Consider the following 21,827-nt stretch of genomic DNA (forward strand, 5'->3'; position numbering starts at 1 on the left):
GCACGGCCCCGCGAATCCGGCCTGTCGCGAGGTCCCTCCTCCGGGTACGGCCCCGCGAGCCCGGCCTGTCGCGGGGGCCGTACCGGGTGGGCGTCGCGGGCCGCATCCGGGGGTGACGGCCCGCGACGGCGGTGCTCCCGGAAGACGGCGGTGCTCCCGGGAGGGGGATCAGCCCCGTTCCGGGGCGTCGGTGTCCCAGGAGGCGTCGGGGCGCACCACGTCCCTGTCGATCCAGAGCCCCTCGACCGCCGGGCGCAGCTCGTCGCCGTGCCGGGCCAGCAGGTCGAGCGCGCCGAGGTTGTCGTCGAGCTGCCGCCCGCCGCTGACCCCGAAGAGCACGGTCGCGGCGGCGGGGTGGGTCAGGCAGAAGGCGATCGCGAGCTGGGCCGCGGTGGCCCCGAACCGCTCGGCGACCCGCTCGGCCTCGGGGTACGACGCGCGGATCCGGTCGCGGATGCCTCCGGGGTCGGCGCCGATCTTGCGCTCCGGGTGCAGCTTGCCCGCGAGGATGCCCCCCTCGAAGACGTCCGAGGCCTGCAGGCCCAGCCCGTCGTCGAACAGCCGCCCGTACGGCTCGCCCTCGGGCACCGAACGCCGGGCGAGGCTGTACTTGAGCTGCGCGAACGTCGGCGGCACCATCCCCTCCGCCAGGGCGAACTCCCGCGCGAACCGCAGGTCGGCGGCCGACCAGTTGTTCACGCCCCACGTGGTGAACCATCCGGCCCGCACCAGCTCCGCCACGTCGGTCACCACGGACCGGATGTCCAGCTCGCCGAGGAAGTCACCCGCGACGACGGAGTCGGCCCGGTCGGTGCCGATCCGCGACAGCGAGAGCTCTATCTGCTCGGCGAAGGAGGTGGTGGGGTAGTCCCACAGCCAGAACTTGCCGCACAGGAGATAGTCCTCCCGGGCGACCCCGGCCTCGCGGACGGCCCTGCCGAAGATCAGGTCGGTGACGGCGTTCTCGGCGTGCGGGCCGAAGTTGTAGTGGGCCACGTCGAAGAGGTTGACGCCGAGGTCGACGGCCCGGCGGATGAGCGCCGCCGCCTCACCGGATTCCATCCGATCCCACGTGTTCCACGAGCCGAGGCCGAAGATCGGGACCTCCGGCCCGTCGGCGCCGAGCCGGCGCCTGGGCACCTGAGCTGAGAACTCCATCGCGAACCTCCGATGACGTTGTGCGGCCCCTGGCCGCCGAGAAGGAAATCGTATAGCATTCCAAATATTGTCTGAACCTAGGGAGTTGAGTTCATGTCGCCTCACCCGGACCCCGCCGGTCCCGCCAGGATCGTGGACGTGGCCACCGGCTACATGGCCGCCAAGCAGCTCTTCGCGGCCAGTGAAGCCGGCCTGTTCGCCGCGCTGGCCGGGGGACCGGCGACCGTCGCCGAGATCTCCGCGCGCACCGGGCTCCCCGGACGCACCGCGCGGATCCTCGCCGACGCGATGGCGAGCCTCGACCTGCTGACCCGCGCCGACGGGGTGTACACCAACTCGCCGTCCGTCACGCGGTACCTGTCCGGCACCGGGGACGACGTGGACCTCCGCCCGTTCCTGGCCTTTCTTGACGGGATCAGCTACGGGCACTGGCTCGGCTTCGGCGAGACCGCCCGCACCGCGCTGCCGGCGAACCTGGATCTCAGCGAGGATCGGTGGGGCACCTTCCTGACCGGTGTGATGACCTACAACGCGCTGCACGCCAAAATGCTCGCCGAGAACTACGACTTCTCCCGGCACCGGCGGGTCCTCGACTTCGGAGGGCTGTCGGGCTCCTTCCTGGCCGAGGCCCTCCGGACGGCCCCCGACCTGCGCGGCACGTTCTTCTCCGGCGGCGACCTGGTCCAGCACGCACAGAAGACACTGGCCGACGCCGGGATGGGTGACCGGGTCGAGGTCGTCGACGGCGACCCCCTCGCGGGCGACGTCCCCACGGGCTTCGACCTGGTGCTGCTGGAGCACGTGGCGCACCGGTTCGACGCCGATCAGAACCGGCTCATCGCCCGGCGGGCCCGCGAGGCCGCGGCGCCCGGCGCCACGCTCCTGCTGCTCGACTTCTTCCTGGACTCCGACGACGACCAGCGCGCCATCGACGCGCTCCACGCGGGCGAGTACCTCGTGATCGACGGCACGACCGTCTACCCCGAGGACGAGGTGCGCGGCTGGCTCCGGGAGGCGGGATGGGAGCCGGTGGAGACCCGCGCGCTCCCGGGCAGCCCGCGCGTCATCGTGGCGGAGGCCCGATGAGCGCCGCGGGCCGCGTCGTCCTGGTCACGGGCGCCGCGAGCGGGATCGGCCGGGCCGTCGCCCAGGCGTTCGCCGAGGCCGGCGACCGGGTCGTGGTCGCCGACCTGGACGGCACGGCGGCCGGCCGGGTCGCCGCGGAGCTGGGCGCGCTGGCCCTCCCCCTGGACGTCACCGACCCGGAGGCGGTCGCGGCCGGCCTGGAGCGGGTCGCCGGCGAGCTCGGCCCGGTGGAGGTCCTGGTCAACAACGCGGGGATCGTCGCCGGCGGCGGATCCCTCGTCGACCTGCCCATCGAGATCTTCGACAGGGTGGTGGCCGTGAACCTGCGCGGGACGTTCACCGTCACCAAGGTCGCCGCGGCACAGATGATCGAGGCGGCCAGGGGCGGCTGCATCGTCAACATCAGCTCGATCGGGGCCCGCCAGCCCACCGCGGGCCTGGGCCACTACGAGGCCACGAAGGCCGGCGTGGACGCGCTCACCCGGACCGGCGCCATCGAGCTCGCCGGCCACGGCATCCGCGTGAACGGCGTGGCCCCCGGACCGGTGCACACCCCGATGACGGCGGGCCTGATGACCGACCCGGCCGCGCGGGGCGCGTGGGAGTCGCGCATCCCGCTCGGCAGGATCGCGACCCCCGGCGACATCACCCCGCTGGTGCTGTTCCTCGCCTCGCCGCAGGCCGGGCACATCACCGGCACCGTCGTCCAGGTGGACGGCGGCCAGCTCCTGGTCTGACCGGGCGATCCCGGCCGGACCGGAGAAACGGCTGGGACATTCGGGAGAAGGCCGTCAGGTGGGCCCTCCACTCGGGTCGGGAACTTGCGGTAGAGGGTCCCGACCCGAGTGGAGGGCCTTCTGACGAATCAGCGCAGGTCGAAGAGAGACTCGCCGGATTCCGGCGAGTACTGCCGGCACTCCCGTCTCCGCCTTTTTCTTACAGCAGCCGGTCTCCGGCACTCGGTGAATGGTCAGCCTGACCAACCGCATCACGGTCGGTGTGCCGGGTTGGCGGATGTCCGCCCGCGCGGTCGCGACTGAGGAACTCGGCGAGGCGGGTCGGGGAGTCCGCTCCGTGGCCGGCTGACACCGCGGCGTCGATGACCTCCTTGGCCGCTCGGGTGACGGCCGAGGAGACCTCGGCCTCCTCAAGTGCGTGGACGATGTGTTCCAGGCTCGCGGCGATCGAGGTCAGCGATGACGAGCTTTCCCCCGAGAAGCCGCCGGCGTCGATCTCGGCCGCGAGCCCGGGAAGCAGGTCGGCGACGAGCTGCGCCATCTGCTGGGCGTGGGGCGCCAGCGCGGTGGCCGGCACGTGCTGCCGCGCCGCGAGCGCGAAGGAGTGCATCAATCCGGTGATCGAGCTCCAGAACAGGTTCAGCAGGGCGACGTCGAAGCTCGCCGCCCTCCCAGGGTCGGTACCGAGATGGACAGCCGTGCCGCCCAGTGCTGCCAACGTCCGGCGGTGGCGGTCGAAGAGATCGGCCGGTCCGCTGTAGAGGATGCGGGTCGCCTCCGTGCCGATGGCCGCCGCCGGGGTCATGATCGAGCCGTCGAGATAGGCCACGCCGAGATTCTCAGCCCGGGTGGCCAGCTCACGGGTGCGTCCCGGTCCTTCGGAGGTGAGGTTGACCAGTGTGGTGGTCGGCAGTTTGTGATGATCTGATTCGGCGAGTGCCCGGTCGAGGATGGCGTCGACGGCGTCGGCGTCGATGACGCATACGATCGCCACTTCACTCGCATCGAGCGCGGCCAGCGGGCCGTCTGCCCAAGTAGCGCCGCTGGCGAGAAGTTCGTCGGCAGCGTGCGCGGTTCCTCGGCACACCTTGGCCGGCCCCCTACGTCACCCTGCGCGAGGCTGGGGTCGGCGAGGACGTCCTGCGCCTGGTCATCTACGGCAACCCGCTGAGGTGGCTGACCGGCGGCTGGTTTGATTGACGCCGGCGTCAAGGTTACATACTGGCCATATGGTCTTCACGCAGGCAGAACTCGACTATCTGGCCGGACAGCGCCTCGGCCGCCTGGCCACCGTCTCTCCCGTCGGCCAGGTGCAGAACAACCCCGTGGGGTTCTTCGTGGACGCCACCTCGGGCACGATCACCATCGGCGGGCACGCGCTGGGGGCGTCCAAGAAGTTCCGCAACGTCCAGCAGGGCAGCACCGTGTCGTTCGTCGTGGACGACCTTGCCTCGGTGGACCCGTGGGTGGTGCGCGGCATCGAGATCCGGGGCTCGGCGGTGGCTCTGACGGACCACGAGCCGCCGGTGCCGTACTTCTCGCGGGAAATCATCACGATCACGCCCAGCAAGATTATCTCTTGGGGGTTGGACGGGGCCCGGTCGAGCCGCAAGGTGTGAAAGCTCGTAGACCCTCACTACCCTCCCCCGACCTGCGCCGGTATGCCCCAGCGCTAACGGCTGTTCCACCGTTCCTCAACCCCGGACATCGAGTCCGTCCGGGTGCTCGACGAGCCCGCCGCGCCGGGCCTCTCCGTCCGCGCGCCGGGCCGTACGGGCGGGTGTCGCCGCCGTACGGCCGGGCGGGCTCAGGCGGTCCGGGGCGTGGCGTGCACGTTGTGCAGCGCGTCGGCGGTCGCGATCTTGTGAGCGCACGCCACCCGCTCGATCTCCGCCGGGTCCGCGCCCGCCGCGATGAGATCCAGCATGTGGTCGTGCTCCACCACCGAGCGGCGGGCCCGCCCCGGGACGTAGGTGAAGGTCGAGCGCCGCATGTGGTCCAGCCGCGCCCACTCCGACTCCAGCAGGACGCTCAGGTGCTCGTCCGGGCAGTGCTGGTAGATCGAGAAGTGGAACTTGCGGTTGAGCGCGGTGAAGGAGGCGGGGTCGAACTCCTCCAGCGCCTCGACCATGCGGGCGTTGATCTCCCTGGACGCCTCGATCTGCTCCGGCGTCATGAGCGGCGCCGAGATCGCGGTCGCGTAGCCCTCCAGGCGGGCCAGGACGTGCAGGGAGTGCTCCACCTGCGTGGAGTCGAACACGGCCACGCGCGCGCCGATGTTGCGCACGACCTCCACGAGCCCGTCGGACTGCAGCCGCCGTACCGCCTCGCGCAGAGGGATCGTGCTGACCCCGGTCTCCCGGGCGAGCTGGTCCATCACCAGCCGGTAGCCCGGCCCGTAGGTGCCGTCGAGGATCCGTGAGCGCAGCAGTTCGTAGCTGAGCTCGGCCTTCGACTCCTTGGCCTTGGCGGGCTTCTTCGCGGCACTCAACGGCGTCCCCTCATTCTCGGCCGGCGGCTGATGGGCCCGCCGACGGCCGCCCCCCTGATGATCACTGTCCTAGGACCCTCACGATAGTGTCGCGGAACGCGGCACCGCCGAGGACCTGGAAATGATCTCCGGGAACGGTGATCGGCTCGGCTCCGCCGACCAGACTGACGATACGCTCGATCCCGCGCGTCATCACGTCGTCTTCGCCGACCACGAAGACCGGGGGTGTCGGACCGCCCCACGGCGCCGCCTCGAACGGGGTGCCCTGCAGGCCCTCGACGCACAGCGCCAGCCCGGCGGCCCGCTCCCCACGGGAGCGGACCATGCCCGCGATCATCGCGGTGAACGGGTCCTCGGGCTCGGCGCCGTCCCGGACCGCCCGGTGGAGGGCGGCGGCGTCCACGGCGGCGAACGGCTCGACGGGGCTGAGCCCGCCGAACACCGCCCGGCGCACCCGGCCCGGGGCCGCCTCGGGAAGCTCCCACCCGAGACGCGCTCCCAGCGAGTAGCCGACGACGTCGAACGTCGTGACGCCCGCCCCGTCCAGCACCGCCACGATGTCCTCGGCCACCGCCCGCGCGCCGGACTCGTGGGCCGCCGTGGGCGCCGGGCTCTCCCCGTGACCGCGCAGGTCGGGCACGACGACCGTCCGGCCGGCGCCGGTCAGCGCGGCGACGACCCCCGTCTCGACCCAGTCGGCGGCGCCGTCGGAGGCGAAGCTGTGCAGGAGGAGGACGGGCGGCGAGTCGCCGGGACGGTCAGGAGAGAAAACTCGAGAGGCCAAGCCAGATCGGTCGTGCATCGGTCGCGCACTCCTCAGCGATACTTTTCACATACGATTTCTTATCGTACTCCATGTGACTGTTGTCCGTTGAGGGGTTTCGGCGACCGGATCAGGCGATTTCGGTAGGTATTGGAAAGTCGACGACGACCTGACCGGTGCCGCTGCTGCCGAAGTACGGGCAGAGCTGCTCCCCCTTGCCCGTGTAGTCCCGCCAGCCCAGCAGGCCGAAGAGCATGGCGGTGTCGGCCATGGCGCCCTCGCCCGTGCAGCGCCTGTTGTAGTCGGGGAGCATGTCGACGAAGTCGGCCGTCCTGCCCTCCGCCCACATGTCCAGGACCGCCATGTCCACCTGGCGGTTGATCTCGCTGCTCACGTCGTTGAGCAGCGACTCGGCGATCTCGTTGGGCGGGAAGGCGTGCGACAGGGAGCCGCTGGCGAGGAAGGCCACCTTCCGGTCGCTGCGCCGTACGGCACGGAGCAGGGCCTCGCCGATCCGGCGGTTCTCCTCGATCGTGGAGTAGATGTTGCAGCCGATCGGCAGCACCCGGATGGAGGAGTCGCCGTTCATGAAATACATCGGCACGAGCGTGGCGTACTCCAGGCCCAGGTCCTTGTAGGTGTGGACGCGCGCCTTCTGCCCCCCGGCGGCGATCTCCTCGCGGACGAGCTCGGCGAGCTCGGGGTCTCCCGCGTAGTCGTACTCCAGATCGTGGATGAAGTGCGGGAGCTCGTGACTGACGTAGGAGGCGCTGTGCCTCTCCTTACCGTTGAGGTGGAAGCCGATGCTGTTCATCCAGTGGGTGTCGGCCACCAGGAAGGTGTCGGCCCCGCGCTCGCGGGCGCGTCTGCCGATCTCCTCCAGGGCCGCTTCGGCGGGCTTCCGGATGCCGAAGTGCTTGCCCGGTTGGATCGACAGCCAGATCGACGGCACATGTGTGATCTTGGCCGCCATGACGAGCTCTCCCATCACGCCCCTCCCAGGTGCGTCCAGACGCCTTTGACCTCTGTATAGGCGTCGATGGCGTACGGTCCCATCTCCCGGCCCCAGCCGCTGGCCTTGAAACCACCCCAGGTGGTCGCGGCGTCCGGGACATGGATCATGTTGATGAATACGGCTCCGGCCCTGACCTTCGCCGCCAGGCGGTGTGCGGTGGACAGGTCGCGGGTCCAGACGGAGGCCGCCAGGCCGTACGCCGAGTCGTTGGCACGCTCCACGATCTCATCAGGGTCGTCGTAGGCGAGCACCGGGATGACCGGCCCGAACACCTCCTCCCTGGCGATCGCCATCTCGTCGGTGACCCCGGCGAAGACGGTCGGCTCGTAGAAGAATCCCTCGGCCAGCCTCCCGCCCGCCCGGCGCCCGCCGGTCACGAGTTCCGCGCCCTCGGCGCGGGCGCCGCGGACATGGGAGTCGACCTTGGCGAGGTGCTCCTCGCTGACCAGCGGCCCGAGCTGCGAGGCCGGGTCCAGGCCCGGTCCGAGGACCAGCGCGGCGGCAGCGGCGGCCATCTTCTCGGTGAACTCGTCGGCCCGCCGGCGGTCCACGTAGAAGCGGGCGTAGGCGGCGCAGACCTGGCCGCTGTTGAACAGCGCGCCCTGCACGTTTCCCGCCACGGCGGCGTCGATGTCGGCGTCGGCGGCGATGATGCTCGGCGTCTTGCCGCCCAGTTCGAGGGTGAGGCGCTTGAGGTTGCCCGCGCTGGCGTGCACGAGCTTGCGGCCGACCTCGGTGGATCCGGTGAAGGAGACCTTGTCCACGCCGGAGTGCTCGGCGAGGGCGGCCCCGGTGGCCGGGCCGCCGGTCAGCAGGTTGACCACGCCGGGCGGGAAGCCGGCCCTCTCCATCAGCTCGACGAGCATGACCGTGCTCAGCGGGGTCTGCTCGGCGGGCTTGATGATCACGGTGTTGCCGCAGGCCAGGGCCGGGGCGAGCTTCCACGCGGCCAGCATCAGCGGGAAGTTCCACGGCGTGATCAGCGCGCAGACGCCCACCGGCTCGCGCCGCGTGTAGTGGAGGGTGTCGGGGAAGGAGACCGGCACCACCGATCCCTCGATCTTGGTGCACCACCCCGCGAAGTAGCGGAAGTGCTCGGCCGCGCCGGGGACCGTGACGCCCCCGGCCACCGCCAGCGGCTGTCCGTTGTCCCGCGTCTCCAGCTCGGCGAGCTCGTCGGCGTGCTCCTCGACGAGGTCGGCCACCCGCCACAGCATCCGCGCCCGCGCGGCGGCGGTCATGCCGGCCCAGGCGGGGTCGGCGAGCGCGGAGCGGGCCGCGGCGACCGCGCGGTCCACGTCGGGGGCGCCCGCCTCGGCGCACTCCTCGAACACCGAGCCGTCGGCCGGATTCAGCGTCGTGAAGGTGGCGCCCGCCTCCGCGGGGCCCCACTCACCTCCGATGAACAGATCGGTCATCTCTTCGGTCTCCTCGGTCAGCTCGGCGTCTCACGTCCCGGCGGGTGCCCCTGAGTCCGGCACCTCCAAATCATGTATGAATTCAAATATCTTTGTCTATAGCCTCACTTGTCCAAATCGAGTATCGTCCAGGATGTCCTATACGATTTGAAGGGAGTCGACGTGGAGCACCCGCTCGGCCTGGCACCAGGAAAGATCATCGCGGTCCATCTCAACTACCGCAGTCGCGCGGCCGAGCGCGGACGCACCCCGGCCGTCCCCTCCTACTTCCTCAAGCCCGCCTCGTCGCTGTCCTGGTCGGGGCGGCCGGTGGTACGGCCCGCCGGATGCGAGCTGCTGGCCTTCGAGGGCGAGATCGCGATCATCATCGGCGCCCGCGCGCACCGCGTCCCCCGCCACCGCGCGCTCGGCCACGTGGCCGGCTACACGGCGGCCAACGACTTCGGCGTCTACGACTTCAAGCACGCCGACCTCGGCTCCAACCTCCGCGCCAAGGGACAGGACGGCTACACCCCGGTCGGCCCGGCGATCCTGGAGACGGCCGACCCCTCGGGGCTGTGGCTGCGCACCTACGTCAACGGCGAGCTCGCCCAGGAGGCGTGCACCGACGAGCTGCTGTTCGGCTTCGACCTGCTGATCGCCGACCTGTCCCGGCTGATGACCCTGGAGCCCGGCGACATCATCCTCGCCGGCACCCCCGCCGGGTCCACGGTCGTACGGCCGGGCGACGTGGTGGAGGTGGAGCTGGAGGGCGCCGGACGGCTCCGCAACCAGGTCGTCGCCGACAGCCGCGACCTCGGCGACTTCGGCGTCCAGCCCCGCGTGACCGACGAGGTCCGCGCCGCCGCCTACGGCTCCGCCCCGGTCCCCGGCTCCGCGCCGGCCGTCGCCGGCCCCGATCCGGCCACCGGCCCGGCGCCCGCCACGGACTCCGCCCCCGCCGACGGCGAGGGCGGCCCGGCCGGCCTGGACGAGCCGACCCTGACGGCCCTGCGGTCGGTCTCGACGGCCACGCTCTCCTCGCAGCTGCGCAAGCGCGGGATCGACCACCACTTCATCGAGGGCGTCCGCCCCGCGAGACCCGACCTCCGCATGGTGGGAGTGGCCCGCACGCTGCGCTACCTCCCCCTCCGCGAGGACGTGTTCGAGGAGATCGGCGGCGGGATGAACGCGCAGAAGCGCACCGTCGAGGAGATCCGGCCCGGCGAGGTCCTGGTGATCGAGGCGCGGGGCGAGCGGGGGGCGGGCACGCTGGGCGACATCCTCGCCCTGCGCGCCCTGCGCCGGGGCGCGGCCGGGGTCGTCACCGACGGCGGCCTGCGCGACAGCCCGTCCTTCGCCGGCCTGGGGCTGCCCGCCTACTTCGCGGTGGCGCACGCGGCCGTGCTCGGGCGCAGGCACGTCCCGATGGACTCCCAGATCCCGGTGGCCTGCGGCGGCGTGCTCGTCATGCCGGGCGACGTCCTGGTGGGCGACGCGGAGGGCGTGGTCGTCATCCCGCCCCGCCTGGCCGCCGAGGTCGCACGCGACGCGGCCCGCCAGGAGGCCGAGGAGCGCTTCATCTACGAGCGGGTCGACGAGGGAGCCTCCGTCGACGGCCTGTACCCGATGAACCGCGTCTGGCGCGAGGCCTACGAGGAGCGGGAGCGCGCGATGACGCCGGCCACCGTACGGCCTCCGCGCGAGCACCGCGGACGGGCCCCCGAACCGCGGGCGCCGGGACGGGTCCCCGCCCCGGACCGCACGTTGCACACCGTCGAGGCTCAGCCGAGCCCCGTGCGCCAAGGAGTGATCGAATGAAGTTCCGTTCCGACCCGGCGACCATACGCGGGTCCATAGCCCCGGTGGTGACACCGTTCACCGAGACCGGAGAGCTCGACCTCGACTCGCTCCGGGCGCTGGTGCGCTGGCAGCTCGCCCAGGGATCCCACGGCATCTCGACCGGCGGCTCCACCGGCGAGCCGGGGGCCCAGAGCGTCGACGAGCGGATCGCGGCGATGGCGGCGGTGGCCGAGGAGACGGCCGACCGGGTGCCGTTCCTGCCCGGCACCGGATCGGCCAAGCTCGACGAGACGCTCCGCCTCACCGCCGAGGCCGAGCGGCTGGGCGCCGACGCCGCGCTCGTCATCACCCCCTACTACGCCCGGCCGACGCAGGAAGCGCTCCACCGCTGGTACTCCACGGTGGCCGCCGAGTTCCCCGGCCTGCCGATCGTCATCTACAACGTGCCGTCGCGCACCGCGGTGGACATCGCCCCCGAGACCGTCGCCCGGCTCCGCCGCGCCCACGACAACATCGTGGGCATCAAGGAGACCACCAAGGACTTCGAGCACTTCTCCCAGGTCCTGCACCGCTGCGGGCGGGACTTCCTGATGTGGTCGGGCATCGAGCTGCTCTGCCTGCCGCTGCTGGCGATCGGCGGCGTGGGGTTCGTGAGCGCGGCGGCCAACCTGGCCCCCTCGACCGTGGCGAGGATGTACACCGCCTACGTGGAGGGCGACCACCAGACCGCCCTGGACCTGCACTACTCACTGCACCCCCTGGTCGAGCTGCTGTTCGTGGAGACGAACCCCGCCCCGGCCAAGTGGGTCCTGGAACGCCGCGGCCTGATCGCCTCCGGTCACGTCCGCCCGCCGCTGATCACGCCGACCGAGGCGGGGATCAAGCGGATCAACGAACTGCTGGCTCAGAGCGAGGAAGTGGCCTCATGAACCTGGAGCACTACATCGGCGGGGCCCATGTCCCGAGCGTCTCGGGCGCGACCTTCGACGCGCTGGAGCCGGCGAGCAACGAGACCTACCTGACGGTCGCCGCCGGCGGCCCGGAGGACATCGCCGCCGCGGTGGCCGCGGCGCGCAAGGCTTTCACCGACGGCCCCTGGCCCCGGATGACCGGTGAGCAGCGGGCCACGGTCCTGCGGAGGATCGCCGCCGCGATCGAGTCCCGGGACGACCGCATCGCCGCGCTGGAGTGCCGCGACACCGGACTGCCGATCACCCAGGCACGCGGCCAGGCGCACCGGGCCGCCCACAACTTCCGCTTCTTCGCCGATGTGATCACCACCTTGGGGGAGGACGTCTACCGGGTCGCCTCCGCCCAGCTCAACTATGTGCTGCGCAAGCCTGTCGGAGTGGCCGGTCTGATCACTCCCTGGAACACCCCGTTCATGTTGGAGACCTGGAAGCTGGCACCCGCGCTCGCGGCCGGCTGCCCGGTCGTCTTGAAGCCCGCCGAGTGGTCGCCGGCCTCCGCCGGGCTGCTGCCGGAGATCATGGAGGAGGCGGGGCTGCCCGCCGGGGTGTTCAACCTTGTGCACGGCATCGGCGAGGAGGCGGGCGCGGCGCTCGTCGAGCACCCCGACGTGCCGGTGATCTCCTTCACCGGGGAGACCGGCACCGGGCAGGTCATCATGCGCACCGCCGCGGCCAATTTGAAGACGCTGTCGATGGAGCTGGGCGGCAAGTCCCCCCTGATCGTGTTCGACGACGCCGACCTGGACCGGGCGCTGGACGCCGCGGTCTTCGGCGTCTTCTCGCTCAACGGCGAGCGCTGCACGGCCAGCTCGCGCGTCCTGGTCCAGGACACGGTCTACGAGTCGTTCGTGGCGCGGCTGGCCGAGCGCGCCTCCCGGGTGCGGGTGGGCTCCCCCGACGACCCGGCAACCGAGCTGGGCGCGCTGGTCCACCCCGAGCACTACGAGCGGGTCATGGACTACGTCCGGATCGGCGTCGAGGAGGGCGCCCGCCTGGTCGCGGGGGGATCGCGGCCGGCGGACCTGCCGGTCGGCAACTTCCTGTCGGCGACCGTGTTCGCGGACGTGACCCCCAACATGCGGATCTTCCAGGAGGAGATCTTCGGCCCGGTCGTCTGCGTCACGCCGTTCTCCACCGAGGCCGAGGCGCTGGAGCTGGCCAACGCCACCCGCTACGGGCTGGCCGCCTACCTGTGGACGAACGACCTGCGCCGCACGCACCGGCTGGCCCAGTCGGTCGAGGCGGGCATGCTCTGGGTCAACTCCCAGAACGTCCGTGACCTGCGCACGCCCTTCGGCGGCGTCAAGGCCAGCGGGCTGGGCCGGGAGGGCGGCCGGCACAGCATCGACGTCTACACCGAGTCGCACATCGTCCACCTGGCCACCGAGGACATGCCGATCCCCCGGTTCGGCGCGGCCTGAGAAGCGGGCGGCCGGGCGGGCGGTGACCGGCGCCCCCGCCCGGCCGCGCCCGCGTCCCGTCCCTCCGGCGACGGGGCCTACCCGAACGGCGAAGAGCCGGTCTGAAGGAGATGCAATGAGCAAGAACCTCGACGCGGTCCGCGGCTCCTACGAGGCCTCGGCCGCCGGCGACGTCGGCGGGCTGCTGCGCCTGCTCGCACCGGACGCCCGCTGGACCGAGATGGCCGGGTCCCCCTACGGCGGCACCTACGTGGGCCCCGAAGGCGTCCTGGACGGGGTCTTCCAGCGGCTGGGCACCGAGTGGGACGACTACCGGGCGGTGCCCGAGGAGTACGTGGACGGCGGCGACACGGTCGTCGTCATCGGCAACTACAGCGGGACGTACCTCGCGACGGGCAAGCACATGGTCATCCGCTTCGTGCACGTCTGGAAGTGCGAGGACGGCGTCGCCACGCGGTTCGAGCAGTTCACCGACACCGCCCTGCTCCAGGAGACCGTCAGGCCGTAGCCAGGCTCCAGAAGACCGTCAGCCCGTAGCCGGCCGGGGCACCCCGCGCGGTCGGCGGAACACCCCGCGCGGGCGGGGCGCGCTCATGCGTGCCCCGGCCCGACGGTGCGGAACACCCCCGCGCGGGCGGCGGCCAGGGCCGCGTCGGCGGCGCGGTCGGCGACCGCCGTGTCCACCGGCTCACCGCTGACGAACAGCCGGTAGTACAGCGGCGCGACGGCGGTCCGGACCACGTCGGCGGCGTCGGTGTCCTCGGGCAGCTCGCCGCGCTCGACCGCCCGGACGACGAGGATGGCCGACTGCTCGTGGCGGGCGGCGAAGAACGCGTGCAGCGCCCGGGCGACGACAGGGTTCCGTCCGGAGGCCGAGATGAACGCCGTCGAGACCGGTCCCATCTCGGGGTCGGCGAACCCGGTCAGCACCAGGTGGGCGAGCTCCCGCAGATCTCCCTCGATCGTGCCGGTGTCGGGGATCGGCCACGGCTCGCCGCCGGCCAGGTCGAGCGCGTCGGCGGCGAGCCCCTCCACGCTGCCCCAGCGCCGGTAGACCGTGGTCTTGTGCACGCCGGACCGCAGGGCCACCCCCTCCACGGTCAGCCCCTCGTATCCCTTGTCCGCCAGCTCGGCGAGGGTGGCCTCGCGCACGGCCTCGCGCACCCGCGCGGTGCGCCCGCCGGGCCGCACATTTCCGGTGGACATCACGACACCTCCGCTTGCATGAGTTCCGGCACATCGGGCATACTCCAGCTTAATGCAACTCAGTAGCATTAGGGTAGAGATCGAGGGAGCGCAGTAGCCATGGGCCTTTCACCGAACGCCGCGACGACCTGTTCACATCATGTTCCGGAGGCCTGTTCTGTCTACTCAGCTCACTCTGCGAGGAGTCTCCAAGGCGTACGGCGAGCAGCCGGTTCTTGACCACGTCTCCCTCACCGTCCGGCCCGGCGAGCGCGCCGGGATCGTCGGGGAGAACGGCTCGGGCAAGTCCACCCTGCTGCGGCTGATCGCCGGCATCGAGAGGGCGGACGACGGCGAGGTCACCGTCTCCGCCGACGGCGGGATCGGCCACCTCGGCCAGACCATCGGCCTGCCCGCGGACCAGACCGTCCAGCACGCCGTCGACGCCGCGCTCGCGGAGCTCCGCGCCATGGAACGGCGGATGCGGGCCCTGGAGGACGACCTCACCGAGGACCGGCTGGCCGAATACGGCGACCTGCTGAGCGCCTACGAGGCACGCGGCGGCTACGAGGCGGACGCCCGCGTGGACAAGGCGCTGCACGGTCTCGGGCTCGGGCACGTCGGCCGCGACCGCCCGCTGGGCAGCCTGTCCGGCGGCGAGCAGGCCCGGCTCGGCCTGGCCTGCCTGCTGGCGGCCTCCCCGGAGATCCTGCTGCTCGACGAGCCGACCAATCATCTCGACGGGGCGTCGACGGCCTGGCTGGAGGAGCGCCTGCGGGCGCACCGGGGCACGGTGGTCGCGGTGTCGCACGACCGTGTCTTCCTCGACCGGGTGGCCACCTCGATCCTGGAGGTCGAGGATGGCGGGATCACCCGGTTCGGCGGCGGCTACAGCGGGTTCCTGGCCGAGCAGGCGGCGGCCCGGCGGCGGTGGGAGCAGGCCTACGCCGACTGGTGCGAGGAGATCGGGCGGCTGGAGACCTTCGCGGCGACCACGGCGCACCGCGTCGCGCACGGCCGGGACATCAAGGACGGCAACAAGATGGCCTACGACCGCCACGGGGGCCGGGTGCAGAGCTCGGTCGCGGGCCGGGTCCGCCAGGCGCAGGAACGCCTGCGCCGGCTCCAGGACGACCCGGTGCCCCGGCCGCCGGAGCCCCTGCGGTTCGGTGGCCTCTTCCGGCGCGGCACGGCCGACGGGCCGGTCGCCGAGCTGCGGGCCGTACGGGTGGGAGACCGGCTCGCCGTGGACTCCCTCACCGTCGAGCCGGGACAGCGGCTGCTGGTCCACGGCCCCAACGGCGCGGGCAAGTCCACCCTCCTGCGCGTCCTCGCCGGTGAACTCGGACCCGACGGCGGGACCGTACGGCACCGGGGGCGGATCGGGTACCTGCCGCAGGAGTCGCCCCCGGGCCGGCCCGGACGGAGCGTCCTCGACGCGTTCGCCGACGGCCGGCCGGGCTATCCCGAAGAGCACCGCGCGAGGCTGCTGTCGATGGGCCTGTTCCGGCCCGACAGCCTCCGGACACCGGTCGGGGCGCTGTCGGTCGGCCAGCGGCGGCGGCTCGCCCTGGCCAGGCTGCTGGCCGGCGAGGCCGACCTGCTGCTGCTCGACGAGCCGACCAACCACCTCTCGCTCACCCTCGTCGAGGAGCTGGAGGAGGCCCTCGACGCCTACCGGGGCGCCCTCGTCGTCGTCTCCCACGACCGGGCGCTGCGCGGCCGGTTCGCCGGGACCGAGATCGAGATGCGTGACGGCCGGCCGGCCTGACGTCTCGGCGGGTCCGCCGGCCCGTCCGCACGGCACATCCGCACGGCACATCCGCCACAGGCGATCCCGGTCCCCGGGATCGCCTCCGATCCGTCACAGACAACCCCGGTCATCCGTCACAGACAACCCCGGTCCCCGGGACCGGGCCGAAGGAGAATCCATGTCACCCGACCTGACCGTTTCGATCGAGGAGCTCCCCGTGTCCGGCCGTGACGCCGGGCCGTACGGGATCACCACCGGACCGGACGGCGCCCTGTGGTTCACGATGGTCCACCACGGCCGGATCGGCCGGATGACGCCCGGCGGGGAGCTCACCTCCCACCAGCTCGATCCGGCCTCGTGCGGGCCGACGGTCATCGCCTCCGGCCCCGACGGCGCGCTGTGGTTCACCGAGTACCAGAGCCACCGGATCGGCCGGATCACCACGGCCGGGGAGATCGGCTCGTTCGCGCTGCCGTCGCCGGACGCCGGGCCGTTCGGGATCGCGGCGGGAGCCGACGGCGCGATGTGGTTCACCGAGACCAACGCCGGCCGGATCGGCCGGATCACGACCGGCGGCGAGGTCACCGAGTTCCCGCTCCCGGTTCCGGGGGCGTTCCCGTCCGCGATCGCCGCCGGCCCCGACGGCGCGATGTGGTTCACCATGAACCAGGCGGACGCGATCGGCCGGATCGGCCTGGACGGCGACGTCACGGTCCACCCGCTGCCGACCGCCGGCGCCGCCCCCGTGGGCATCACCGCCGGCGCCGACGGCGCGATGTGGTTCGTCGAGATCGGCGCCGGCCGGATCGGGCGGATCACGACCGGCGGCCGGATCGACGAGTTCCCGCTCCCCGACCGCGGGGCGCGTCCCCACGCCATCGCCGTCGACGGGCACGGCGACTGCTGGTTCACCGAATGGGGCGCCAACCGCGTCGGGCGGATCACCCCCGACGGCCGGATCGACGGGTACGGGCTGCCGACCCCGGCCTCGGAGCCGCACGGCATCGCCGCCGGGCCGGACGGCACGATCTGGGTGGCGCTGGAGATCGGAGCCCTCGCCCGGCTCACCCCTTCCGGCCCGCGCTGAGAACCGGCCGTTTCCGTCCCGCGCGTCGAGAACCGGCCCGCGGCGAGAACCGGCCTCTCCCGTCCCGCGTCGGAAGACCGCCCGAGGCGGGGGTCTCCACCCACCGGAGACCCTCCGCCGGAGGGCCGTCGTCCCACGCCGCGGGGAGTACGGCCCGCACGGGAAACCGGAACCCGGCCGGTCCGGCCGGTGTAGAGCTGGCATGAAACGTATCCTGCTGATTCTGGCGATCCTCGCCCCCGTGCTGGCCCTGGCGGCGCCGGCGCGGGCGGGCGGCTGGGCGGTCACCTACATGGACCCGGCTCCGGCGGACATGCGCCCGCACACGACCTACACGCTCGGCTTCTGGCTGCTCCAGCACGGCACGCACCCCTACGAGGGCGACGACCTGGGCGAGGTCGGGCTGAAGTTCACCGACGGGAAGAGGACCGTCGGCTTCCCCGGCGTGGAGCTGAGGGAACCGTCCCACTACGCGGCGGCGATCTCGCTGCCGCCGGGCACCTGGAAGGTGGAGGGCGTCCAGGGCTGGTTCGCCCCCTACGCGATCGGCACCCTCAGCGTGCCGGGGAGCCTGAAGGTCGACCCGATCCCGAAGGACCTCCAGCGGGCGATCGACGACCAGGCACCGCAGAAGGACCACTGGGGCGAGATCCACCCGCCGGGCTTCCCGGCCGGCACCGCGTCCCCGTCACCCTCCACGTCCCCGGCCGCGTCTCCGGCCGCGTCTCCGGCCGTGTCCCCGTCGGCGGGAGCCGCCGGGGCACCCGGCACCACCACCGTCGCCGTCGTGGAGCCGGACTCCTGGTGGCGCCCGCCGTACACGGTGGCCGCCGTCCTCGCACTGGTGGCGCTGGGGGTGGTGGCCCATCGCGTACGGCGGCGCTGACCGCCCTCGTCCCCGGGACGCGCCTCCCGGCCGGCGGCGCCGACCACGCCGGGGCCGGGAGCCTCTGGAGTCGGGGCTCACGGCGGGGGTATGGACACCGGATGAGCATTCAAGAGGAACTCCACCAGGTCGAAAAGGAGCTGGCGAGGCTACGGGCCGAGGCCGCCGAGCTGCGCAGGCAGGTCGGCGAGATCGGCCCGACGGATGCCGCCGAGCGGTCGACGCTGATCACTATGGCCGACCAGCAGGAAGCCCTGGCCGACGAGCTGGAGGGACGGCGCCAGGCGCTGCTCCAGCAGGCAGGCGACCCGGACACGTAGTCCCCGATCCCCCTGTCACAACCCGCCCGGGCGCGACGTACCGGCCTGCATTTTCGGACGTTCGGTTACACAACAGCCCAAAGGGTAACGATAAGAACGAACACTCATCAGGGGGATGAAATGATCAACATGCTTCATAAGATGGGCGTACGGTCCGGCATGATGTACGCGGCCGGGGTCGCCTCCATCGGCCTGTCGTTCGCGTCATGGCTGACCTCGCAGTCGATCGAGAAGGCCGGGACCGACAGGGCGGACCGGTGGGGGATCTTCGTCGGCCAGTGGGCGCCGACCTTCTTCGCGGTGGGCATCGCCCTGCGGATCGAGGAAACGCACGCCGACTCCCGGGCGATGAGCGGGGAGATGTTCGAGGGGACCTACGCCGAGGGCAAGATGCCCTCGCGCGCCGGAGTCTAGCCAGGCGAACAGGCGAGTTCGGGCGGGCCGCGTCCCAGGGGGGCGCGGCCCGCCCGCGACGCGCGAGGCGTCGCGGGGGCCGCCGGTCCGGTGAGGTGTCGCAGGGGACGCCGGTCCGGTGAGACGTTCCAGAGGACGCCGGTCCGGTGAGACGTTCCAGAGGACGCCGGTCCGCGGCGGCGGGCGGGTGCGGTCTCACGGCCGCCTGACGATGGCCGGATGCCGCGGGTCGTCGACGCGGACGACGACGTCGGCGACGCCGACCGGCTCGATCTCCCGCTCGTACCGGGCGTAGGCGGGCAACGTCCACCGCCACTCCCCGGCGGTCCGCCGGCTGAGCGCGCCCGGCGACAGCCACAGGTGCACCGCCAGGTCGAACGGCAGCCCCTGACCCAGCAGCAGCGCCCCGTCCAGCAGGAGCACTCCGCCGCGCGGCACGGTGACGTAGGGCGCGCGAGTGGCCCTGTCGACGGCGCTGTCCCACAGCGTGGGCAGGACCTTCCCCGAGCGGCCGGGGTCGAGCGGGCCGAGCACCTCGCGTGTCAGCGCTCCGTAGTCGAGCCAGTCGGTGTAGAAGGCGTCCGGATCGGTCCGGCCGTACTCGAAGCGCAGTGACGCCGGGCGCAGGAAGTCGGCGGAGGACACCCGGAGAACCTCGCGGCCGCGGAGCCGGAGCGGGTCCACCAGGGCGTCGGCGAGCCGTCCCGGGTCCGCCGCGGGCGCGCCGTCGAGCGCCACCCGCACCCAGGAGTCCGGAGCCGCCGAGGCCACCCGGTCGGCGAGCTCCTCGACCAGCAGCGACGGTGAGATGGGCCGTATCTCCATGGGGCCATCCTTCACCGGTGCGCCGATGCGCGCTCCCGGACCACCGGCCGCAGGTCTCCCTTACCCGGTCCCGCACGGGGGGTAGAAGGGGAGAAACGCCCTTTCCATGGGCCGTGGCCCGGTTAATCATCTTGATCTAGTCAAAGTCGGACGTTATCCCGCCCAAAAGTTGGCGCACCGTGTTGTCCTGCGGTCACTGGCGGTAACGATCCATGTGAATCGTACCGGCTTGACCGTGACTGGACGCCGGTCTCCCGATCGTGCCCGTCCTGGAGGACACACGTTCGGGGACCGGCGTGACCTTCGCGTCATACCGTCACCACGATCACGGCAGGCCACCCATGGAGACAGTGATGTCAGGAGAACTTCGATGATCAAACGCGGTAAACCAACCAAGAACGGGCAGGTCAAACTCACCTTCACCGTGCCGGCCGACCAGCCCCTGGGCGGGATCTCGCTGGTCGGCGACTTCAACAACTGGGACCCCTACGCCCACCCGATGCAGCGTAAGGACAACGGCACCTACCAGGTGAGCCTCACCGTCCCGTCGCAGCAGCCCATCCGCTTCCGCTACCTGGCGGACGGCGGCGTGTGGTTCGACGACGCCGACGCCGATCACCACGACGAGCACGGCGGACGCATCAACCCGGTGCTCCGGCAGGATCTGGCGGGCGAGGGCATTCCGGCACCCGTCATGTAGGAAGCGGCACCACGACCGCTCGCAGCCCTGCGGGCCGCGTCACAGGACAGAGTTCCGCCGTCTCCACGATCGCCATTCGCTGGAGCGGCCTCCCCCCTATCCTGTCCCAGCGCGGCCCCTCCCGCCCGGCACCGCGTCCGCGACCCCGGCGGAGGCCCGGCGAGGATCTCCCGGCCGAGCGGGCCGGCGGCCGTCACGTCTCGGCGGCGCCGTTGAGGCGGTTCACCGCCAGGGCGAGCACGGTTCCGTACACGACGTGGCCGGCGGCCATGACCGCGGGACGCCCCGGCCGGTCACCGGAGATCGGCGGCAGGATGCCCAGGCGCGGCACCCAGCCCTGGTAACTGACGAGCCAGATGGCCAGCCCGTAGCCGGCGCCCAGGAGGATCGGCGTGCGCCGCCGCCCCCGGGCCAGGGCGTAGAGGGCCCCGCAGGCCGCCCCGAAGCCGAAGTGAGTGACCGCGCCCAGCACCCCCTCACCGGGCTTGGGTCGGTGCCGGTGGCCAGGGAGGACCGCGCGGGCGATCCGCTTGGGCGGCTGGTCCGGCATCAGGCCCATCCGGTCACCGGCGAGCATCACCGCGCTCATCGCCGCGGTGGCGAGGACCCCGCCGGCGGCCCCGTTCACGAGGTCACGTGTCACGATCTCACCCCCCTTACATGGATTCTCCTACCCGATTGTCCGGATATATCTACGGGATGTCGCCGAGCGCGCCAAGAGTGTCGCGGGCCAGTTGCAACTCCTCACGCGGCCGCACCACCAGCACGGGCACGGCGGCGTCCGGCCGGCTCACCGCCCCGTCGGCCTCCGGGTCGGCGAGTGCGGGCGGCTCGACGCCGAGGAGGGCGAGCCTGCGGCAGACGGCCTCACGGACCTCCGGCTGGTCCCAGCCGATCTCCCCGGTGAACACCAGCGCGTCCAGCCGGTCCAGGCTCGTCGCGGCGGCGGCGATCTCCCGGCTCACCCGGTGGACGAACACCTCCAGCGCCAGAGCGGAGGCGTGGTCACCCGCGCTCACCAGGTCCCTCGTGTCGCCGGATCTGCCGTCCGAGAGCCCGAGCAGCCCGGACCGGTGCTCCAGGCCGTCGCGCAGCTCCTCCAGGGAGAGCCGGGAACCGGACAGGAGCCAGAGCAGCATGCCGGGGTCGACGCTGCCCGACCGTTTGCTCATCGGGACCCCCTCAAGCGGGGTGAAGCCCATGGAGGTGTCCACGCTGCGGCCCTCGCGGACCGCGCACACCGAGGCGCCTCCGCCGAGATGGGTGAGGACGAGATGCAGGGCCCCGGCGGGCCGTCCCAGCAGCTCCGCCGCCCGCCGCAGCGTCCAGGCGTAGGACAGCCCGTGGAAGCCGTAGCGTCGCAGGCCGTACCGGCTCCTCCACTCCGGCGGCAGCGCGTAGGTCGCGGCCCGCTCGGGCAGTCCGGCGTGGAAGGCGGTGTCCGGGCAGAGCACGTGCGGGATGTCGGGCAGCCGGCGCCGGCAGGCCTCGACGAGCGCGAGCGCGGGCGGCACGTGCAGCGGAGCGAGGTCGGCGTGCTCGCGCACCGCGGCCAGCACGGCGTCGTCGACGACCGTCGGCTGCCGTACGGCGTCGCCGCCATGCACGAGCCGGTGACCGGCCGCCACGACCTCGCACCCGGGCTCGGCGTCGAGGAAGTCCGACAGCGTCCGTTCGACGCCTGCCGGATCAGGACTTTTCTCGCTCTGTTCGGCACGCAGGACCCGCCCGTTCCGGACGAGGTGGAGCTGGAGGCTCGATGATCCCGCGTTGACGGTGAGCACCGCCGGATCGGTGGTTCCCATGGTTTCCGGG

23 protein-coding genes are annotated in these 21,827 nt (G+C 72.2%); 13 read left to right on the plus strand and 10 right to left on the minus strand.

What is annotated here, in order from left to right:
• Positions 1-168 precede the first annotated feature (168 nt).
• Positions 169-1,158 (minus strand): aldo/keto reductase, encoded by a 990-nt coding sequence (locus SROS_RS36250; protein WP_012893925.1) that lies wholly within the window; start codon positions 1,156-1,158, stop codon positions 169-171.
• Between the two features lie 93 nt (positions 1,159-1,251).
• Here SROS_RS36250 and SROS_RS36255 point away from each other — a divergent pair, with 93 nt between their 5' ends.
• Both SROS_RS36255 and SROS_RS36260 read left to right on the plus strand, forming a co-directional pair.
• On the plus strand, positions 1,252-2,244 hold the full coding sequence (locus tag SROS_RS36255; protein WP_012893926.1) for a methyltransferase: 993 nt from the start codon (positions 1,252-1,254) through the stop codon (positions 2,242-2,244).
• Positions 2,241-2,981: an SDR family NAD(P)-dependent oxidoreductase gene (locus SROS_RS36260; RefSeq protein WP_012893927.1), complete on the plus strand. Its 741-nt coding sequence runs from the start codon at positions 2,241-2,243 to the stop codon at positions 2,979-2,981. Before SROS_RS36255 ends, SROS_RS36260 begins: the two co-directional genes overlap by 4 nt.
• A 199-nt stretch (positions 2,982-3,180) precedes the next feature.
• Here SROS_RS36260 and SROS_RS36265 read toward each other — a convergent pair whose 3' ends face one another.
• On the minus strand, positions 3,181-4,068 hold the full coding sequence (locus SROS_RS36265; RefSeq protein WP_081453302.1) for an imine reductase family protein: 888 nt from the start codon (positions 4,066-4,068) through the stop codon (positions 3,181-3,183).
• Between the two features lie 142 nt (positions 4,069-4,210).
• Between SROS_RS36265 and SROS_RS36270 the strand changes: the two genes are divergently transcribed.
• On the plus strand, positions 4,211-4,600 hold the full coding sequence (locus tag SROS_RS36270; RefSeq protein WP_012893928.1) for a PPOX class F420-dependent oxidoreductase: 390 nt from the start codon (positions 4,211-4,213) through the stop codon (positions 4,598-4,600).
• A gap of 188 nt (positions 4,601-4,788) precedes the next feature.
• Here the strand turns inward: SROS_RS36270 and SROS_RS36275 are convergent, their stop codons facing one another.
• The 4 genes from SROS_RS36275 to SROS_RS36290 all read right to left on the minus strand — a co-directional run bounded on the left by SROS_RS36275 (position 4,789) and on the right by SROS_RS36290 (position 8,668).
• Positions 4,789-5,472, minus strand: a complete 684-nt coding sequence (locus SROS_RS36275) for a GntR family transcriptional regulator (protein WP_012893929.1) — start codon at positions 5,470-5,472, stop codon at positions 4,789-4,791.
• A 61-nt stretch (positions 5,473-5,533) separates the two neighbouring features.
• Complete coding sequence (locus SROS_RS36280) at positions 5,534-6,256, minus strand: alpha/beta fold hydrolase (RefSeq protein ID WP_218919744.1); 723 nt, start codon at positions 6,254-6,256, stop codon at positions 5,534-5,536.
• 109 nt (positions 6,257-6,365) lie between these two features.
• The gene (hpaD, locus tag SROS_RS36285; protein ID WP_012893931.1) at positions 6,366-7,223 is read right to left on the minus strand and encodes a 3,4-dihydroxyphenylacetate 2,3-dioxygenase; all 858 of its coding nucleotides are present in this window, start codon (positions 7,221-7,223) and stop codon (positions 6,366-6,368) included.
• Positions 7,223-8,668 carry an aldehyde dehydrogenase family protein gene (locus SROS_RS36290; protein WP_012893932.1) on the minus strand — a complete coding sequence of 482 codons (1,446 nt, stop codon included), beginning with the start codon at positions 8,666-8,668 and terminating at the stop codon, positions 7,223-7,225. Before SROS_RS36290 ends, hpaD begins: the two co-directional genes overlap by 1 nt.
• Positions 8,669-8,830: 162 nt before the next feature.
• On the opposite strand from SROS_RS36290, the gene SROS_RS36295 reads away from it, so the two are divergent.
• From SROS_RS36295 to SROS_RS36310, 4 genes are all read left to right on the plus strand, one after another.
• Positions 8,831-10,468 carry a fumarylacetoacetate hydrolase family protein gene (locus tag SROS_RS36295; protein WP_012893933.1) on the plus strand — a complete coding sequence of 546 codons (1,638 nt, stop codon included), beginning with the start codon at positions 8,831-8,833 and terminating at the stop codon, positions 10,466-10,468.
• A complete protein-coding gene (gene dapA, locus SROS_RS36300) occupies positions 10,465-11,379 on the plus strand; it encodes a 4-hydroxy-tetrahydrodipicolinate synthase (RefSeq protein WP_012893934.1) in 915 nt (304 codons plus the stop codon). The genes SROS_RS36295 and dapA overlap by 4 nt, the downstream gene beginning before the upstream one ends.
• Positions 11,376-12,842, plus strand: coding sequence for a 5-carboxymethyl-2-hydroxymuconate semialdehyde dehydrogenase (hpaE, locus tag SROS_RS36305; RefSeq protein WP_012893935.1), 1,467 nt, complete (start codon positions 11,376-11,378; stop codon positions 12,840-12,842). Before dapA ends, hpaE begins: the two co-directional genes overlap by 4 nt.
• A gap of 115 nt (positions 12,843-12,957) precedes the next feature.
• Complete coding sequence (locus SROS_RS36310) at positions 12,958-13,350, plus strand: nuclear transport factor 2 family protein (RefSeq protein WP_012893936.1); 393 nt, start codon at positions 12,958-12,960, stop codon at positions 13,348-13,350.
• Positions 13,351-13,433: 83 nt separating this feature from the next.
• On the opposite strand, the gene SROS_RS36315 is transcribed toward SROS_RS36310, so the two are convergent.
• The gene (locus SROS_RS36315) at positions 13,434-14,048 is read right to left on the minus strand and encodes a TetR/AcrR family transcriptional regulator (RefSeq protein WP_012893937.1); all 615 of its coding nucleotides are present in this window, start codon (positions 14,046-14,048) and stop codon (positions 13,434-13,436) included.
• A gap of 139 nt (positions 14,049-14,187) precedes the next feature.
• On the opposite strand from SROS_RS36315, the gene abc-f reads away from it, so the two are divergent.
• The 5 genes from abc-f (at position 14,188) to SROS_RS36340 (ending at position 18,487) form a co-directional block, all read left to right on the plus strand.
• Positions 14,188-15,798, plus strand: coding sequence for a ribosomal protection-like ABC-F family protein (gene abc-f / locus SROS_RS36320; protein WP_012893938.1), 1,611 nt, complete (start codon positions 14,188-14,190; stop codon positions 15,796-15,798).
• A gap of 160 nt (positions 15,799-15,958) precedes the next feature.
• Positions 15,959-16,867, plus strand: coding sequence for a Vgb family protein (locus SROS_RS36325; protein WP_012893939.1), 909 nt, complete (start codon positions 15,959-15,961; stop codon positions 16,865-16,867).
• Between the two features lie 202 nt (positions 16,868-17,069).
• Positions 17,070-17,753 (plus strand): hypothetical protein, encoded by a 684-nt coding sequence (locus SROS_RS36330; protein WP_012893940.1) that lies wholly within the window; start codon positions 17,070-17,072, stop codon positions 17,751-17,753.
• Between the two features lie 101 nt (positions 17,754-17,854).
• Complete coding sequence (locus tag SROS_RS36335; protein WP_012893941.1) at positions 17,855-18,073, plus strand: hypothetical protein; 219 nt, start codon at positions 17,855-17,857, stop codon at positions 18,071-18,073.
• Positions 18,074-18,214: 141 nt separating this feature from the next.
• Positions 18,215-18,487 (plus strand): hypothetical protein, encoded by a 273-nt coding sequence (locus SROS_RS36340; RefSeq protein WP_245564409.1) that lies wholly within the window; start codon positions 18,215-18,217, stop codon positions 18,485-18,487.
• A gap of 195 nt (positions 18,488-18,682) precedes the next feature.
• On the opposite strand, the gene SROS_RS36345 is transcribed toward SROS_RS36340, so the two are convergent.
• Positions 18,683-19,312 carry a nucleoside/nucleotide kinase family protein gene (locus SROS_RS36345; RefSeq protein WP_012893943.1) on the minus strand — a complete coding sequence of 210 codons (630 nt, stop codon included), beginning with the start codon at positions 19,310-19,312 and terminating at the stop codon, positions 18,683-18,685.
• Positions 19,313-19,682: 370 nt separating this feature from the next.
• Here SROS_RS36345 and SROS_RS36350 point away from each other — a divergent pair, with 370 nt between their 5' ends.
• Entirely contained in the window at positions 19,683-20,012 is a 330-nt protein-coding gene (locus tag SROS_RS36350; RefSeq protein ID WP_012893944.1) for an isoamylase early set domain-containing protein, read from the plus strand.
• Positions 20,013-20,205: 193 nt separating this feature from the next.
• Here the strand turns inward: SROS_RS36350 and SROS_RS36355 are convergent, their stop codons facing one another.
• Both SROS_RS36355 and SROS_RS36360 read right to left on the minus strand, forming a co-directional pair.
• On the minus strand, positions 20,206-20,655 hold the full coding sequence (locus SROS_RS36355; protein ID WP_012893945.1) for a DUF6789 family protein: 450 nt from the start codon (positions 20,653-20,655) through the stop codon (positions 20,206-20,208).
• Positions 20,656-20,704: 49 nt separating this feature from the next.
• Positions 20,705-21,817, minus strand: a complete 1,113-nt coding sequence (locus SROS_RS36360; protein ID WP_043653673.1) for an acetate/propionate family kinase — start codon at positions 21,815-21,817, stop codon at positions 20,705-20,707.
• Positions 21,818-21,827 lie beyond the last annotated feature (10 nt).

Origin of the sequence: Streptosporangium roseum DSM 43021 (assembly GCF_000024865.1) — a bacterium.
GTDB lineage: Bacteria > Actinomycetota > Actinomycetes > Streptosporangiales > Streptosporangiaceae > Streptosporangium > Streptosporangium roseum.

What these genes read in the sequence shown, in the direction of transcription:
- SROS_RS36325 (WP_012893939.1), top strand. Translation starts at nt 15,959, where the DNA reads ATGTCACCCGACCTGACCGTTTCGATCGAGGAGCTCCCCGTGTCCGGC.
- SROS_RS36350 (WP_012893944.1), top strand. Translation starts at nt 19,683, where the DNA reads ATGATCAAACGCGGTAAACCAACCAAGAACGGGCAGGTCAAACTCACC.
- SROS_RS36290 (WP_012893932.1), bottom strand. Translation starts at nt 8,668, where the DNA reads ATGACCGATCTGTTCATCGGAGGTGAGTGGGGCCCCGCGGAGGCGGGC.
- hpaE (WP_012893935.1), top strand. Translation starts at nt 11,376, where the DNA reads ATGAACCTGGAGCACTACATCGGCGGGGCCCATGTCCCGAGCGTCTCG.
- SROS_RS36310 (WP_012893936.1), top strand. Translation starts at nt 12,958, where the DNA reads ATGAGCAAGAACCTCGACGCGGTCCGCGGCTCCTACGAGGCCTCGGCC.
- SROS_RS36260 (WP_012893927.1), top strand. Translation starts at nt 2,241, where the DNA reads ATGAGCGCCGCGGGCCGCGTCGTCCTGGTCACGGGCGCCGCGAGCGGG.
- SROS_RS36330 (WP_012893940.1), top strand. Translation starts at nt 17,070, where the DNA reads ATGAAACGTATCCTGCTGATTCTGGCGATCCTCGCCCCCGTGCTGGCC.
- SROS_RS36270 (WP_012893928.1), top strand. Translation starts at nt 4,211, where the DNA reads ATGGTCTTCACGCAGGCAGAACTCGACTATCTGGCCGGACAGCGCCTC.
- hpaD (WP_012893931.1), bottom strand. Translation starts at nt 7,223, where the DNA reads ATGGGAGAGCTCGTCATGGCGGCCAAGATCACACATGTGCCGTCGATC.
- SROS_RS36345 (WP_012893943.1), bottom strand. Translation starts at nt 19,312, where the DNA reads ATGGAGATACGGCCCATCTCACCGTCGCTGCTGGTCGAGGAGCTCGCC.
- SROS_RS36250 (WP_012893925.1), bottom strand. Translation starts at nt 1,158, where the DNA reads ATGGAGTTCTCAGCTCAGGTGCCCAGGCGCCGGCTCGGCGCCGACGGG.
- SROS_RS36360 (WP_043653673.1), bottom strand. Translation starts at nt 21,817, where the DNA reads ATGGGAACCACCGATCCGGCGGTGCTCACCGTCAACGCGGGATCATCG.
- SROS_RS36340 (WP_245564409.1), top strand. Translation starts at nt 18,215, where the DNA reads ATGGGCGTACGGTCCGGCATGATGTACGCGGCCGGGGTCGCCTCCATC.
- abc-f (WP_012893938.1), top strand. Translation starts at nt 14,188, where the DNA reads ATGTTCCGGAGGCCTGTTCTGTCTACTCAGCTCACTCTGCGAGGAGTC.
- SROS_RS36335 (WP_012893941.1), top strand. Translation starts at nt 17,855, where the DNA reads ATGAGCATTCAAGAGGAACTCCACCAGGTCGAAAAGGAGCTGGCGAGG.
- dapA (WP_012893934.1), top strand. Translation starts at nt 10,465, where the DNA reads ATGAAGTTCCGTTCCGACCCGGCGACCATACGCGGGTCCATAGCCCCG.
- SROS_RS36255 (WP_012893926.1), top strand. Translation starts at nt 1,252, where the DNA reads ATGTCGCCTCACCCGGACCCCGCCGGTCCCGCCAGGATCGTGGACGTG.
- SROS_RS36315 (WP_012893937.1), bottom strand. Translation starts at nt 14,048, where the DNA reads ATGTCCACCGGAAATGTGCGGCCCGGCGGGCGCACCGCGCGGGTGCGC.